Origin of the sequence: Sulfitobacter sp. SBS6, assembly GCF_048285585.1 — a bacterium.
GTDB classification, from domain to species: domain Bacteria; phylum Pseudomonadota; class Alphaproteobacteria; order Rhodobacterales; family Rhodobacteraceae; genus Sulfitobacter; species Sulfitobacter pontiacus.
Genome location: NZ_JBLWBA010000008.1, coordinates 15555 through 30897, shown reverse-complemented (window position 1 = coordinate 30897; position 15343 = coordinate 15555). Strand labels below are relative to the sequence as shown.

Genomic DNA, 15343 nt, shown 5'->3' with positions numbered 1-15343 from the left:
CCCCCGCGCCGTTTTCATGTCCGCACCTGCGGTGCAGCACGTCGTGTTAGTAAAGCGCGACCGGATTGATCATCGCCTGTACCGTGCCTTTGATCAGCGGCTGCCCGAGCACAAACATGAACTCTTGCACGCCTTCAGCGACCAGCGGGCCTGTGTTCATCGTCTCCAGAATATAGATGCCGTTATCCTTGAGCAGCGTGACATGGCCATAAAACACCTTGTCCCCCTCTTTCGGTGGAATGGCTTCTAGGCCCCATGTGTCTGCACCCACGGCCATCGGGTTCATCGACGCCATAAACACCGCGCCTTCGTTGTTCAGCCCCGGTTCGGTGGACCCCCAGGCCGTTGGGTCGCTTTCCATCATGCCGTCGGTCCAGCCGGTGTGAAACAGCACGATATCACCCTCGTTTACCGTGATCTGCTGCGCCTCCATCGCGGCGGTAATCTCTGCCTCGCCAAAATGCTCACCGGCGGCCAACACATCCTTGCCCATGTGCTTGGCCATATCGATGATCACGGCGCGCCCGACCAAGGGCGGCACGGCATGCGTTCCCAATTTGGTCAGGCCGCTGATCGCCGAGATTTCCTTTTCGTCTAGGCAGTTATAATACATCCCGTCTTCGCCCAGATGCCCAAGCCCGTCCAACTGCGACCCGATACCGATCCAGGTTTGCAGCAGATCGTCGTTATAATTGCCCTCATAGCCAAAGGACGACAGCTTTTGGCCGCCGTGCTGGTTCGGTTGGACCACCTGAAGGCTCAGCGAACGGGGCGGGAAGGCAGGTGTATCCGGCCCGATCACGATCCCGAGCGGCATCGATTTGCCCTGCTTGATCAGCTTGGCGGCCTCCAACGTGCGCTCGGTCGAGATCAGGTTCGCCGATCCCAGCTGGTCGTCAGGGCCCCAATGCGAATGGTCACAGTCTTGCGCCCATGCGGCAGATGCCCCGACGCCAATGGACACGGCAGTTGCGATAATCTTGGTAAATTTCATCTTTCTTCCCTCCCAGAAAACAGGGTGCAGCACCGACGGGATACCCGCTGCTCCACACCCCAGAGGGTTAGGCTAACATGAAATTCAATCAGGGCACGTAATTTCAACCGATCAGCTGGGTGTCCCCTGTGGCGTGCTGCTGGCCTTGGATTTGGACCGATCCAGCCCCAACTGCCGTTCCCGCCAGATGATCGCGGCACCGCCGGCGATGACCAGACCGGCACCGATTAGGATTGCAGGCGTCGGGATTTCGCTGAAAAGCACCCAGCCGATCAACACCGCGAACAGCATGGAGGCATAGTCGAATGGCGCGAGCATCGACACCGGGCCAAAGCGGTAAGAGGCCGTGATCATGATCTGCGACACCCCGCCGATCATGCCCGACAGGATCAACAGTGCCGAGATTTGCCAACCGGGGTTCACCCACCAAAGCGGCTCCCAGTTGATCACCATGCCTGCGGGCAGCGTGAGGAACGACAGGCAGGTCGCGGTCAGCGAAAAATAGAACACGATGGCCGCCGTGCTGTCGGTTTGCACCAATCGGCGCACGTGGATCTGGACAAGCGCGCGCATGATCGACGCGGCAACCACCATCATCGCCCCCAGCATGGCAAGCTGCGACACGCTGTCCCCGCCTACGGTAAAGCGGGGGTACAGAACGATCAGCACGCCGATCAACCCCACGGCCACCGCAGACAGTCGGAACACACGCACCTGTTCGCCCAGAAATATCGCGGCGAAGATTACCGTGAAAAGCGGCGTGGCATAGCCGATCGCGGTGACCTCTGGCAGAGGCAGCAGGCTAAGCCCGGCAAAGGTCAGCGCCATCGCCGTGGTCCCGAAAACGCCGCGCCAGACGTGGCCCATCAGATTGCTCGGCTTCAGCCCGTCGCGCAGGTCGCCGCTTTGCCATAGCCACAGGATGATCATCGGGAAGGCAAAGAACGACCGGTAGAACACGGCCTGGGCGGCGGGCACGGTGGCCGTCGCGATCTTGATGAGGGCCGCCATGACCGAGAACAGAAAGACCGCCCCCAGTTTAAGGGCGATGGCCCGGCCGGGGCGGTGCTCTGTCGTGGTGCTTTGCATGGCGCATGCTTGCGCCTGCAGGTTTCAAGTTGCAAGACCCCGCGTCAACTTGCGCGTCGTATTCCCGCCAACATGCGGAAAATCCAAGCGTTCCGCGCGACTTAGCCGATGATGCCGCGGTTTTCGCCGACCTGACCGCGGTGCAACAGCATATGGTCAAGCAAGACGCAGGCCATCATCGCTTCGCCCACCGGCACGGCGCGGATGCCAACGCAAGGGTCATGGCGGCCTTTGGTAATGATCTCTGTGTCTTCGCCGGTCTTGGTGATTGTCTTGCGTGTGGTCAGAATGCTTGACGTTGGCTTGACCGCGAAACGCAGCACGATGTCCTGACCGGTGCTGATGCCGCCCAGAATACCGCCCGCGTGGTTCGACGAATAGACAGGGCCGTCGGGGCCCATGCTGATCTCGTCCGCGTTCAGCTCTCCGGTCAGCATGGCGGCGGACATGCCTTCGCCGATCTCCACGCCTTTGACGGCGTTGATGCTCATCATCGCGGCGGCAAGATCGGTGTCGAGCTTGCCATAGACCGGCGCGCCAAGGCCCGCGGGCACGCCGCGCGCTGTCACCTCGATGATCGCACCGACGGAGGATCCGGATTTGCGCAGACCGTCCAGATACGCCGCCCAGTCTTCTGCCGCTTTGGCGTCGGGCACCCAGAACGGGTTCTGTTCGATCTGGTCCCAGTCGAACGCATCGCGGTCGATCTTGTGGGGGCCCATCTGCACCATGTAGCCGGTGATCTGCACATTCGGCGCAATCGCCTTGATCGCTTCGCGCGCAAGGCCACCCGCCGCCACACGCGACGCCGTTTCACGTGCCGAGGACCGCCCGCCCCCGCGATAATCGCGGATGCCGTATTTCTGGAAATAGGTGATGTCGGCGTGACCGGGGCGGAACTTGTCCTTGATGTCGCCGTAGTCTTTCGACCGTTGATCGGTGTTCTCGATCATCAGCTGGATCGGCGTGCCGGTGGTGACACCTTCGAACACGCCCGACAGGATCCGCACCTCATCCGCCTCGCGGCGCTGCGTGGTGTATTTGTTCTGGCCGGGTTTGCGCTTGTCCATCCAGTGCTGGATCATCTCTTCGGTGATCGTCACACCGGGAGGGCAGCCGTCCACCGTGGCCCCCAAAGCAGGCCCGTGGCTTTCGCCCCAGGTGGTCACGCGGAAAAGATGGCCAAAGCTGTTGATCGACATGGGCGGTGCTCCTTTGGCGGTGATCCTTAACGGGGGCTGCACCATGCCTCAAGGGGTTTCACCTTGCGCGCGGGCGACAGGCGTTCTACCGATAAGATACCTCGGGGGGCCTGACAGGCTGAGATGTGCGCGCACGGACCCGTTGAACCTGAACCGGTTAACACCGGCGGAGGGAAGGTCTGGATACACCTCCAACGCTTTCTGACGCCGCATTTTGGAGGATGCCATGAAGTATCTTACACTTGCTGCCACCACGCTTTTCGCCACGCAAGCATGGGCCGATACGCCCGAACTGGTGGTCTATACCTACGATAGCTTTGTCGCCGAATGGGGCCCCGGCCCGGTGATCGAAGCGGCCTTCGAGGCCGAATGCGCCTGCGATCTGAAATTCGTCGGCATGGGCGATGGCGCGGCGCTGCTGGCGCGGCTCAAGCTGGAAGGCGCGCGGTCTGACGCCGATCTGGTGCTGGGGCTTGATACCAGCCTGATCGCGGCGGCCAAGGAGACAGGGTTGTTCGCGCCCGCCACAGTTGATGCGGATTATGACCTGCCGGTCACATGGGAAGACGACAGCTTTGTCCCCTATGACTGGGGTTATTTCGCCTTTGTCCATAACGCCGATCTGACCCCGCCCGCGAATTTTCGCGCGCTGGCCGACAGTGACCTCAAGATCGTGATCCAGGACCCGCGGTCCTCTACCCCCGGTCTGGGCCTGCTGATGTGGGTCAAGGACGCTTATGGTGACGAGGCCCCTGCGATCTGGGAAGGTCTGGCGGATAATGTCGTGACCGTGACCAAGGGCTGGTCCGAAGCCTACGGCCTGTTTCTTGAGGGCGAAGCCGACATGGTGCTGAGCTATACCACATCCCCCGCTTACCACCTGATCGCCGAAGAGGACGCGACCAAAGCCGCCGCCGCCTTTGACGAAGGCCACTACATGCAGATCGAAGTGGTCGGCAAACTGGCGGGCAGCGACCAGCCCGAGCTGGCCGATCAGTTCATGCGGTTCATGGTATCGGACGCGGCGCAATCGGTGCTGCCCACGACCAACTGGATGTACCCCGCCGTCACGCCCCAAGGCGGGCTGCCCGAAGGCTTTGAACAGTTGATCGAACCGGGCAAGGCGCTGCTGATCCCGAACGATGACGTGCCCGCCCTGCGCGAGGAAGCATTGGCCGAATGGCTCTCCGCGCTGTCGCAATAAGCACGAAATCCGGCATCAGCGCCGCCGTTCTGGTTGCGGCGCTGATCCTTGCTGCGGTGGGGGCGGTGCTGTGGCGGGCCGAGTTCGGCAGCGGGCTTGGCCCCGCCGATTGGTCCGCGATCCGGTTTACCGTGTTACAGGCCGCGCTTTCCGCCCTGCTGTCTACCGTGCTGGCGATCCCTGTCGCCCGCGCCTTGGCGCGACGGCGCTTTGTCGGGCGCGGGCTGCTGGTTACGCTGCTGGGGGCACCGTTCATCCTGCCGGTGATTGTCGCCGTGCTGGGGGTGCTTGCGGTGTTTGGCCGCGCGGGCTGGCTCAATACGGCGCTGTCGGCGGTCGGATTGCCCGGCATCACGATCTACGGGCTGCACGGCGTGGTGCTGGCGCATGTCTTCTTTAACCTCCCGCTGGCCACACGGCTGTTGTTGCAGGCGTGGCAGACCGTGCCCGCGGAACGGTTCCGGCTGGCCGCACAGCTTGGCCTGACCCCGCGCGCGGTATTTCGCAGCATCGAGCTTCCCCTCCTGCGGCAAATCCTGCCCGGCACCGCGGCGTTGATCTTTGTGATCTGCCTGACCAGCTTTGCCGTCGCGCTGACATTGGGCGGCGGCCCCCGCGCCACGACGATCGAGCTTGCGATCTATCAGGCGTTCCGTTTCGACTTTGACCTGAACCGTGCAGCGCTGCTGTCGCTGGTGCAGCTTGGGCTTGCGGGCAGCACCGCCGCGCTGGCGCTGTGGATCATCCCCGCGATCAGTCTGGGTGGCGGGCAGGACCGCCCCCTGCACCGCTGGGACGCACGTGGTGGGCTGCAACGCGGGCTCGACGCGCTGTTCATCACGTTGGCGGCGGGGTTTCTGCTGCTGCCCCTGACCTCGGTCGTGCTGCGCGGGGTGATCGGCCTGCCGCAAATGCCCGCCAGCGTGTGGCAGGCGGCGGGCACCTCACTCATCGTGGCGCTGATCAGCGTGGTGGTCTTGCTGGCCTTGGCTCTGCCCCTTGCCGGATGGATCGCGACCCGCGCCCGCGGCGGGGTAGAGGCCGTGGGCCTCTTGGGTCTTGCGGCCTCTCCGCTGATGATCGGCACCGGCTGGTTCATTCTGATCAACCCTGTCGCCAGCCCCTTTGCGCTGGCCCTGCCCGTCACGGCGCTGGTCAATGCGCTGATGGCCCTGCCCTTTGCCCTGCGTATTCTGGTGCCCCGCCTGCGCGACACGGTGCAGATCTATGGCCGGCAGGCGCAGATGCTGGGGCTGAGTGGATGGCCGCTTTGGCGCTGGCTGATCCTGCCACGCTTGCGCCCGCAGATCGGCTTTGCCGCGGGGCTGACCGGTGCCCTGTCGATGGGAGATCTGGGGGTCATCGCCTTGTTTGCCGACCCCGACAGTGCCACCCTGCCGCTGCAGATGTACCGGTTGATGGGGGCCTACCGGATGGAGGCCGCGGCCGGTGCGGCCCTGATCCTGCTGGCGCTGTCGCTTGGGATTTTCTGGATATTCGACAAGGGAGGGCGCTGGCATGCTGACACTTGAGACCGCGCAGATCACCCAAGGCAGCTTTACCCTGCACGCCGACCTGACCCTTGCGCCCGCGCAGACCTATGCGGTGATCGGCCCCTCGGGTGCGGGGAAATCCACCCTGCTGGGGGCGCTTTGCGGGTTCATTCCGCTCAGGTCCGGTAGGCTGCTGTGGCAGGGCAAGGACATCACCCAAGCCGCCCCCGGTGCGCGGCCGATGACGATGCTTTTTCAGGACAACAACCTCTTCCCCCATCTCAGCGTGATGCAGAATGTGGGGCTGGGGCTGCGCCCCGACCTGCGGCTCGGCACCGCGGACCAAACCCGTGTACACGAGGCGCTCGATCGCGTCGGGCTGCAGGGGATGGCTGCCCGCAAACCTGCCGAGCTTTCCGGCGGGCAGCAAAGCCGTGTGGCCCTCGCACGGGTGCTGGTGCAAGCCCGCCCGCTTGTGCTGCTCGACGAACCCTTTGCCGCACTTGGCCCCGCCCTGCGCAACGACATGCTGGATCTGGTGGCCGCCCTCGCCGCAGAGACCAAAGCCGCGTTGATCATGGTCACCCACGCCCCCGAAGACGTGCGCCGCATCGCGGATCAGGTGATCTTTGTCGAAGGTGGCACCGCACATCCGCCGCAGCCTGCCGCAGCGCTGATGGACAACCCGCCCGACGCGCTGCGCGCCTATCTGGGTTAATCAGAAAATGACGGCGTAGAAGGTCAGCGATGTCAGCAGGATCGTCAGATACCCCAGCAGCACATAAAGCCCGTCGCGGGTGAACAGACCAAAGGCGAACAGCGCCACCGTCCCGCCCCCGAAGGACGACGCGAAGGGCACGAATTCAAGCAAGGGCCAACCCACAGGCAGGATCACGCAGGTCACCAACGTCAGCAGACGCATCGGGCCTGTCGTCAGAAACTGGAGCCTTTTGCCCGAGTGGCGATCAAAAAACGCAGCGGGCTTGCGCAGCCACCGCACGCAGAACAGCAACCGGGATGACTTGACCTCCCGGCGCAGCAGGAACTGCGGCAACCACAGACGTTTGCGCCCATAGACCGCCTGCGCCGACAGCACGATGATCACCATCGCCATGAAACTGGACACGCCAAAGACACCGGACAGCGGCGACACCAACAGCAGCGCGGCCAGCAGAATGAAAGGGAGCAGGGACCGCTCTCCGAATTCGTTCAGCACATCGTTGATCGTGACCGTCTCGCGGCTGGCCGCTTGTTCCATCCCGTCCAGCAGATGGGTGAGGCTACGCTCCTCGATATTGTGCATATACCCCCCAAAGGTCAGCTGTCTTGTGCAAGCAATGCCGCCAGCCCGGCCCGATAGGTGGGGAACTGCGGTGCCCAGCCTAACGCCTGCTTGATACGGTCGTTCCGAACCTTCTTGCTTTCCGCGTAAAAGCTGCGGGCCATGGGGGTCATATCGGCCTGATCAAAGGGGATCGCGGGGGGCACGGGCAGGCCAAGCAGCTCTGCCGCGTGGGCGATCACGTCTTGCGGCGGCGCGGGGTCATCGTCACACAGATTATAGACTGCGCCCGGGGCAGGCCGCTGCAAGGACAGCTCAAGCGCTTGGGCAATATCCTCGACATGGATGCGAGAGAAGACCTGCCCCGGCTTGATGATCCGCCGCGCCGTTCCGGCCCGCACCTTGGCAAAGGGGCCGCGTCCGGGGCCATAGATCCCTGCAAGGCGAAAGATATGCAGCGGCAGATCGGGGATCGCCTGCCACCGTGCCTCTGCCGTGACACGGGCGCGTCCGCGCTTGGTCGATGGTGTCAGCGGCGTGTCCTCGTCCACCCAATTGCCGTCGTGGTCACCGTAAACCCCTGTTGTCGACAGGTAGCCGACCCACCGCAGATCGGGCGCGGCGCGAATGACCGCATCCTCGACCGCATTCAAAACCGGATCGCCTGCGCTGTCCGGTCCGGCCGAGACGAGCACATTGGGAAACTGCGCGATCAACGCCCCCAGATCGGCCCCCGGCCAGACGACGGGTTCAACGCTCGTGTCCGCAATGGCATCTGCCTTGTCGGGGCTGCGCGTGGTGCCGACGACGCGCCAGCCCTGCGGCACCAGCCGTGCGGCGAGGGCGCGCGCGCTAAAGCCATGCCCGATCGACAGCAGCGTTTTCTCCATGAGACGTCCTTTCTATGTGGTGGGGGTCCGGGGCAAGGCGATCCGCTGCCCTTCGGGGACCAATGCATTCATCTGCGCGATATGTTCCGGCAGGCATTTGGTCAGGAAGTCGTACGTCTGGACCACATGCGCCCGCGCCGCAGGCCCCAGATGCGCATAGGCCGCCGGATTGCCCAGCACATCCGCCACCTGATCGCCCAGCGCGTCGGGATCGAAGAAATCGCATAGCAGACCGGTTTCGCCGTGGGTAATCGCCTCGCGCACGGGGGCCACGTCAGAGCCGACAATCGTCGCGCCCATCGCCATCGCTTCGAGCAGGGACCACGACAGCACAAATGGCATGGTCAGATAAAGATGGCAGCGGCTGATCTGAATAACCCTCTGGTAATCCTCGTAGGACAGCTTGCCCAGAAAATGCACCCGCGACCAATCGACGTGCTTGCCCACCTCTGCCTCCATCTCGGCGCGCAGTCCCCCGGGGTGTTTGCTTTTGCCGCCATAAGAGGTGTCGTTGCCCCCCACCACCAACACCCGCGCATCGGGGCGTTGTTTCAGAATACGTGGCAATGCGCGCATGAACACATGAAAGCCCCGCGTGCGTTCAAGGTTGCGCGACACAAAGGTCAGCACCTCGTCATCCTTGGTCAGGGCGCGATCCATCCGCCCCAGCTTGAGCGTCACCGCCGGATCGGGGCGCAGCTGGTCTGTGCGTATCCCGTCGTGGCAGACATAAAGCTTGCGGTGAAAGCTTTGCGGAAAACGGTCGCGCTGCCAGTAGGTCGGGCTGAGCCCGACATCGACGGTTTCGATATTGGCCAGCGGCACGGCATTGCGCGCGTGCAACAGAAAGGGGGTGTTCTCGGTCACCGGGTCTTCGGGGTCGAACCCTACAGGGCCGCCGTTATCGCTGTAGTAATACTCGAAGAAGCCGATGATCGGGACATCGGGCCAGATCTGCTTGAAAAACGTCAGCTCCCCCCAGCCCACATGCCCCACCACGATATCGGGTTTGAACCCTTCGCGGGTCTCGATCTGTTTGGCCGCGCGGGCGGCCCCCAAGCCGTTGCCGGTCGATTCCTCCCAGTTCTTTGACAGCCCATAGGCAGTCTCTGCCGGTCTGTGATGCGCCTTGTAGACCCGTGTCTCGACGCCATCAAAACGGGGCGGTTTTTTGCGTTGGGTCAGGAAATAGATCTGGTGTGTGCGTTGATCGGCCAGCCATTGCACCAGCTCGCGGTATTGGCCGGGCATATTCTGGTGCACAAACATGATCTTCATGGGGTCGCCTTATGTCCTGTCGGTTGCAGACAGTTAGCCCAGTCGGCACGGACAGTGCAAACGCCACGGCGCTGGACGGCTCTGGCTTGAACCTCGGGCGATCTTCGTGTCAACGTCAGGTATGAAAGAACACACATTCCCCTCGTGGCCCGATGTGGCCGATCAACTGGTCGCTGTTGCGGCAGGACGCAGTGCTGCGGATACGATTATCACCGGCGGTATCTGGGTCAACGTGCACACGCGCGAAACCCTGCCGGACCATGATATCGCGATCAAGGCGGGGCGCATTGCCTTTGTCGGGCCGGACGCCAGCCATTGCAAAGGCGACACGACCAAGGTGATCGAGGCAAAGGGCCGCTATATGATCCCCGGCCTGTGTGACGGGCATATGCACATCGAAAGCGGTATGCTGACTCCGGCGGAATTCGCCCGCGCTGTGATCCCCCATGGCACCACGTCGATGTTCACCGACCCGCATGAGATCGCCAATGTCCTGGGGCTGGAAGGCGTGCGCATGATGCATGACGAAGCCCTGATGCAGCCGGTGAACATCTTCACCCAGATGCCGTCCTGTGCGCCATCCGCCCCCGGTCTGGAAACCACCGGCTTTGAAATCACGGCAGAGGATGTCGCCGAGGCCATGCACTGGCCCGGTATCATCGGTCTGGGCGAGATGATGAACTTCCCCGGTGTGACCGCGGGCGACCCCAAGATGCTGGCCGAGATTGCCGCAACGCAACGCGCGGGCAAGACCGTGGGCGGGCACTATGCCTCCCCCGATCTGGGGCCCGCCTTTGCGGCCTATGTGGCGGGCGGCCCTGCGGATGATCACGAGGGCACCTGCGAGGCGGATGCCATTGCGCGGATGCGTCAGGGGATGCGGTCGATGATCCGGCTGGGGTCCGCGTGGTATGACGTTGAAACCCAGATCACCGCGATCACCGAAAAAGGCTTGGATTCGCGCAATATGATCCTGTGCACCGATGACTGCCATTCCGGCACCTTGGTGAATGACGGTCATATGAACCGCGTGGTGCGCCATGCCATCGACTGCGGCTGCGACCCGTTGGTCGCGCTGCAAATGGCGACGATCAACACCGCGACCCACTTTGGGCTTGAGCGCGAGATCGGGTCACTGACGCCCGGGCGGCGGGCCGATGTGATCCTGACCTCTGACCTCAAGACACTCCCCATCGAGACGGTGATCGCAAGGGGGCAGATCGTGGCCGAGGATGGCGCGTGTCTGGTAGACTGCCCGCATTACGACTGGCCGCCCCATGCGCGGCAGACCGTCAACATGGGCAAAGCCCTTGGCGCGGATGATTTCCAGATCACCGCACCTGCGGGGGCCAATGCCGTCACCGCGAATGTGATCGGCGTGGTCGAGAATCAGGCCCCCACCCGCGCGCTGAAATTCGAGCTGCCAGTGACCGAAGGGCGCGTGCAGTCCACGGGCGAAGTGTGCCAGATCGCGCTGGTCGAACGGCACCGCGGCACCGGCACTGTCGTCAACGCGCTGGTCTCGGGCTTTGGCTATCAGGGGCCGATGGCGATGGCGTCCACCGTGGCGCATGACAGTCACCACATGATCGTGGTGGGCACCGATACCAAGCATATGGCGATGGCCGCGAACCGTCTGCGCGAGGTTGGCGGCGGGATCACCATCTTCCAGGACGGGGCAGAGCTGGCCATGGTCGAGCTGCCGATCGCCGGCCTGATGTCCGACAACCCCGCCTCCGACGTCGCCGCCAAGACCGAAGCCATGATGCAGGCAATGCGCGACTGTGGCTGCACGCTGAACAACGCCTATATGCAGCATTCGCTTTTGGCGCTTGTTGTCATTCCCGAATTGCGCATCTCTGACCTCGGCTTGGTCGATGTGCGCAGTTTTGAATTTATTCCTTTGTTAGAGCCTGTTTCATGACCAGAATCCTGACCCCAGACGCCCGCCCCGCCGAACAGTTCACCGATGCCGCTGCCGCCGTTGCACGGCTGATCGAGCTATACAGCCAAGCGACAGGCTTCCTGAGCACGCATTTCCAGAAGGCGATGGACAGCGCCGCCCCGGAAACGCGGATCAGGGCCTTCTATCCCGAGATCCGGTTTACCACCTCCAGCTATGCGCAGGTGGATTCACGGCTGTCGTTCGGCCATGTGTCGTCCCCCGGCACCTTCTCGGCCACGATCACGCGGCCAGAATTGTTCAAACATTACCTGACACAACAAATCCGTCTGCTGATCGAAAACCACGGCCAGCCCGTGACCATCGCGGTATCCGACACGCCGATCCCCGTGCATTTCGCGGTCAGCAATGACGACAGCGTGACGATCCCGCAGGAAGGTGCCGCGGATTTCACCCTGCGCGATGTGTTTGACGTGCCGGACCTGAGCACAACCAATGACGACATCGTCAACGGCACCTATCTGCCGCTGGACAACGTGCGCCCGCTGGCCCCCTTCACCGCGCAGCGCGTCGATTATTCGCTGGCACGGCTGACGCATTACACCGCGACCGATCCCGAACATTTCCAAAGCCACGTGCTGTTCACCAACTACCAGTTCTACGTCACCGAGTTCGAGGAATACGCCCGCGCTATGTTGCGTGACCCCGATAGCGGCTACACGTCCTTCGTCTCTACCGGCAATGTCGAGATTTCGGACGGCGACGCGCCGCTGCCTGCGTCGGTCAAAACTCCGCAGATGCCGACCTACCACCTGAAGCGCGCGAACGGGTCCGGGATCACGCTGGTTAACATCGGCGTCGGCCCATCCAACGCGAAAACCGCGACTGATCACATCGCCGTGCTGCGGCCCCATGCGTGGCTGATGGTCGGCCACTGTGCCGGTTTGCGCAACACACAGGCGCTTGGGGATTTCGTGCTGGCGCATGGCTATCTGCGCGAGGATCACGTGCTGGACGACGACCTGCCGGTCTGGGTTCCGATCCCCGCGCTGGCCGAGATCCAGATCGCGCTGGAGGACGCCGTTGAACAGGTCACCCAGCTTGAGGGCTACGAGTTGAAGCGGATCATGCGCACGGGCACCGTTGCCACCATCGACAACCGCAACTGGGAATTGCGCGATCAATCCGGTCCGGTGCAACGGCTCAGCCAGTCGCGCGCCGTGGCGCTGGATATGGAAAGCGCCACGATTGCGGCCAACGGCTACCGCTTCCGTGTGCCCTACGGCACGCTTCTATGCGTGTCGGACAAACCCTTGCATGGTGAGTTGAAGCTGCCCGGTATGGCGTCTGATTTCTACAAAACGCAGGTCGCACGACACTTGATGATCGGTATTCGCGCGATGGAACAGCTGCGCGATATGCCGCTAGAGCGGTTGCATAGCCGAAAATTGCGCTCGTTTGACGAAACTGCCTTTCTCTAAAGGCCGAAATCGGCTGAAAATAGCATGTTTTCGCGGTTTCTTGCGACCTATTCGTTGTGTTCAGCCACAACATACCGTTACATTCTGCGCGTGAGGCCCTAATCCGGGCGGACGAAGGAGAAAAACAAGATGGCAACTAAACCAATGACAAAAACCCAGCTCGTCGCGGCTTTGGCTGAGGAAATGGGCGAAGACAAGAAAACAGCAAGCGCGGCACTGGACGCGGTTTGCGCGTTGATCACCAAAGAAGTCTCCGGCGGTGGCGCTGTGACACTTCCCGGCATTGGCAAAATCTACTGCCGCGAACGCCCCGAGCGTATGGTGCGCAACCCTGCCACCGGCGAACAATTCAAGAAAGACGCGGACAAGGTTGTTAAGATGACCATCGCGAAAGCGCTGAAAGACAGCGTTAACGAATAAGACTGATCACAGTCTGTTCTGACAAAGGGTCGCCCACGGGCGGCCCTTTGCGTTTGGCGCAGGTCTGTGTTGCGCTGAATGCGCTTGCCCCTGTCGTGCAACTGCGGAAGTCTCCGCCCACTGGAAAACCTGAAAGGCCCCCTCATGGATATACGTGCAATTCTCATGGGGCTGGCCTTCGCCGTCATGTGGTCCTCGGCCTTTACATCGGCGCGGATTATCGTCGCGGACGCGTCCCCCTTGATGGCTTTGTCGGCGCGGTATCTGATCTCTGGCCTGATCGGCGTGGGGGTCGCGCTGGCGCTTGGTCAGACGTGGCGGCTGACGCGCGCGCAATGGCGTGCAACGATCATTTTCGGCGTGCTGCAAAACGCGGTCTATCTGGGGATGAACTTTGTCGCGATGCAGACCGTACAGGCGTCACTGGCGGCTATCATCGCCTCGACCATGCCGTTGCTGGTCGGTCTGGCGACATGGCTGTTTCTGGGGGAAAAGCTCAAGCCGTTGGGCATTGCAGGGCTGATCGCCGGTGTGATCGGCGTGGCCATCATTATGGGTGCAAGGATCAACGGCGGCGTCGATCTGATGGGGCTGCTACTATGCGGCGTCGGTGTGGTCGCGCTATCTGCGGCGACCCTGCTGGTGCGCGGTGCGACCTCTGGCGGGAACTTCCTGATGGTGGTGGGCTTGCAGATGCTTGTCGGCTGCGTCGCGCTGTCGATTGCGACCTTGCTGTTCGAGACGCCACACATCAGCCCAAGCTGGCCGCTGGCGCTGGCGTTCCTTTATACCTGTCTGGTGCCGGGGCTGCTGGCGACGGTGGTCTGGTTCTGGCTGGTCAACCGTATCGGAGCCACCCGCGCCGCGACCTTCCATTTCCTCAACCCGTTTTTCGGGGTGGCGATTGCCTGGCTGTTGCTGGGCGAACCGCTGGGGGTTCAGGATATCATCGGCGTCGCCGTGATTGCCTTGGGTATTCTTGCGGTTCAGGTCTCGCGGCAGCGCCCGGCCTGACCTGCAAGCCAAGGGGTTGGACGACAGGCGGGCGGTCACAGATCGGTGCGTCGGTGCATTACCCCTTTGAAAAACCCGCGCAGGCCCCATTTAATGTATCAAACCGCAAAGGAGCCTCGCATGCCGACCTATGAAAAGACCGACGCCGCCATTAACGCTCTGTCCCCCGAAGAATTCCGTGTCACCCAGCAGAACGGCACCGAACGGCCGGGCACGGGCAAGCTGCTTGATAACAAAGAGCCGGGCATCTACGTAGACATCGTCTCTGGCGAGCCGCTGTTCGCGTCCTCGGACAAATATGAATCCGGCTGCGGCTGGCCAAGCTTTACCAAACCCATCGAACCGGCCCATGTCGCCGAACTGCGTGACGCGTCGCTGGGGATGATCCGCACCGAGGTGCGCAGCGCCCATGGGGACAGCCATCTGGGCCACGTATTCCCCGACGGTCCCGCGGATCGTGGCGGGCTGCGCTATTGCATCAATTCCGCCTCGTTGCGCTTTATTCATCGTGACGACATGCAAGACGCAGGCTATGGCGATTATATCAACCAAGTGGAGGATGTAGCATGAGCGAACAACGCGCAGTACTGGCCGGAGGATGCTTTTGGGGCATGCAGGACCTGATCCGCAAACGCGAGGGGGTTCTATCGACCCGCGTGGGCTATTCGGGCGGCGATGTGCCCAATGCCACCTACCGCGATCATGGCACCCATGCCGAGGCGATCGAGGTGATGTTTGACGACGACGTGATCAGCTATCGTGATCTGCTGGAACTGTTCTTCCAGATCCACGACCCGACAACGCTGAACCGTCAGGGCAATGACCGCGGGCTGAGCTATCGTTCGGCGATCTACTATGTCGACGAAGACCAGAAAGCCACCGCGCTGGACACGATTGCCGATGTAGAGGCATCGGGCATCTGGCCGGGCAAAGTCGTGACAGAGGTAGAACCCGTCAGCGATTTCTGGGAAGCAGAGCCCGAGCATCAGGATTATCTGAAGCGTATTCCAAACGGCTATACCTGCCACTTCCCGCGCCCCGATTGGGTCCTGCCCAAACGCGCGGCAGCAGAATAAACGCAAAACGGCGCAGC

At 62.4% G+C, this 15343-nt stretch carries 15 protein-coding genes and 1 riboswitch; of the genes, 9 read left to right on the top strand and 6 right to left on the bottom strand.

Translation table 11 applies throughout. From position 1 onward, the window contains the following. Window positions 1–46: 46 nt before the first annotated feature. The 3 genes from ACNQ62_RS13805 to aroC form a co-directional block, all read right to left on the bottom strand. Window positions 47–994: a cyclase family protein gene (locus ACNQ62_RS13805; RefSeq protein WP_037964653.1), complete on the bottom strand. Its 948-nt coding sequence runs from the start codon at window positions 992–994 to the stop codon at window positions 47–49. A 111-nt stretch (window positions 995–1105) separates the two neighbouring features. After that, window positions 1106–2083 (bottom strand): DMT family transporter, encoded by a 978-nt coding sequence (locus ACNQ62_RS13800; protein ID WP_418095092.1) that lies wholly within the window; start codon window positions 2081–2083, stop codon window positions 1106–1108. A gap of 101 nt (window positions 2084–2184) precedes the next feature. Next, complete coding sequence (gene aroC / locus ACNQ62_RS13795) at window positions 2185–3285, bottom strand: chorismate synthase (protein WP_418095091.1); 1101 nt, start codon at window positions 3283–3285, stop codon at window positions 2185–2187. 92 nt (window positions 3286–3377) lie between these two features. After that, window positions 3378–3477, top strand: a riboswitch (TPP riboswitch). Between the two features lie 34 nt (window positions 3478–3511). Between aroC and thiB the strand changes: the two genes are divergently transcribed. From thiB to ACNQ62_RS13780, 3 genes are read left to right on the top strand one after another with little or no spacing between them, the layout of a single operon-like run. Beyond that, window positions 3512–4489: a thiamine ABC transporter substrate binding subunit gene (gene thiB, locus ACNQ62_RS13790; protein WP_418095090.1), complete on the top strand. Its 978-nt coding sequence runs from the start codon at window positions 3512–3514 to the stop codon at window positions 4487–4489. Next, window positions 4465–6021, top strand: a complete 1557-nt coding sequence (locus ACNQ62_RS13785) for a thiamine/thiamine pyrophosphate ABC transporter permease ThiP (RefSeq protein ID WP_418095089.1) — start codon at window positions 4465–4467, stop codon at window positions 6019–6021. The genes thiB and ACNQ62_RS13785 overlap by 25 nt, the downstream gene beginning before the upstream one ends. Next, the gene (locus tag ACNQ62_RS13780) at window positions 6008–6700 is read left to right on the top strand and encodes an ATP-binding cassette domain-containing protein (RefSeq protein WP_286759677.1); all 693 of its coding nucleotides are present in this window, start codon (window positions 6008–6010) and stop codon (window positions 6698–6700) included. Before ACNQ62_RS13785 ends, ACNQ62_RS13780 begins: the two co-directional genes overlap by 14 nt. On the opposite strand, the gene ACNQ62_RS13775 is transcribed toward ACNQ62_RS13780, so the two are convergent. Genes ACNQ62_RS13775 through ACNQ62_RS13765 form a run of 3 tightly spaced genes read right to left on the bottom strand, consistent with a single transcriptional unit; the run spans window position 6701 to window position 9432 of the window. Next, window positions 6701–7285: an exopolysaccharide biosynthesis protein gene (locus ACNQ62_RS13775; RefSeq protein ID WP_005850947.1), complete on the bottom strand. Its 585-nt coding sequence runs from the start codon at window positions 7283–7285 to the stop codon at window positions 6701–6703. A 14-nt stretch (window positions 7286–7299) separates the two neighbouring features. Further along, window positions 7300–8154 carry an SDR family oxidoreductase gene (locus ACNQ62_RS13770; protein ID WP_418095088.1) on the bottom strand — a complete coding sequence of 285 codons (855 nt, stop codon included), beginning with the start codon at window positions 8152–8154 and terminating at the stop codon, window positions 7300–7302. A 12-nt stretch (window positions 8155–8166) separates the two neighbouring features. Next, a complete protein-coding gene (locus tag ACNQ62_RS13765) occupies window positions 8167–9432 on the bottom strand; it encodes a glycosyltransferase family 4 protein (protein WP_418095087.1) in 1266 nt (421 codons plus the stop codon). Window positions 9433–9553: 121 nt separating this feature from the next. On the opposite strand from ACNQ62_RS13765, the gene ade reads away from it, so the two are divergent. From ade to msrA, 6 genes are all read left to right on the top strand, one after another. Next, the gene (ade, locus tag ACNQ62_RS13760; protein ID WP_418095086.1) at window positions 9554–11356 is read left to right on the top strand and encodes an adenine deaminase; all 1803 of its coding nucleotides are present in this window, start codon (window positions 9554–9556) and stop codon (window positions 11354–11356) included. Further along, a complete protein-coding gene (locus ACNQ62_RS13755) occupies window positions 11353–12816 on the top strand; it encodes an AMP nucleosidase (protein ID WP_180828550.1) in 1464 nt (487 codons plus the stop codon). The genes ade and ACNQ62_RS13755 overlap by 4 nt, the downstream gene beginning before the upstream one ends. A 129-nt stretch (window positions 12817–12945) precedes the next feature. Beyond that, complete coding sequence (locus tag ACNQ62_RS13750; protein WP_235183739.1) at window positions 12946–13236, top strand: HU family DNA-binding protein; 291 nt, start codon at window positions 12946–12948, stop codon at window positions 13234–13236. A gap of 144 nt (window positions 13237–13380) precedes the next feature. Continuing rightward, window positions 13381–14250 carry a DMT family transporter gene (locus ACNQ62_RS13745; RefSeq protein ID WP_418095085.1) on the top strand — a complete coding sequence of 290 codons (870 nt, stop codon included), beginning with the start codon at window positions 13381–13383 and terminating at the stop codon, window positions 14248–14250. A gap of 120 nt (window positions 14251–14370) precedes the next feature. Continuing rightward, a complete protein-coding gene (gene msrB / locus ACNQ62_RS13740) occupies window positions 14371–14820 on the top strand; it encodes a peptide-methionine (R)-S-oxide reductase MsrB (protein WP_005850940.1) in 450 nt (149 codons plus the stop codon). Then, window positions 14817–15326, top strand: coding sequence for a peptide-methionine (S)-S-oxide reductase MsrA (gene msrA / locus ACNQ62_RS13735; RefSeq protein WP_418095084.1), 510 nt, complete (start codon window positions 14817–14819; stop codon window positions 15324–15326). Before msrB ends, msrA begins: the two co-directional genes overlap by 4 nt. Window positions 15327–15343: the final 17 nt, after the last annotated feature.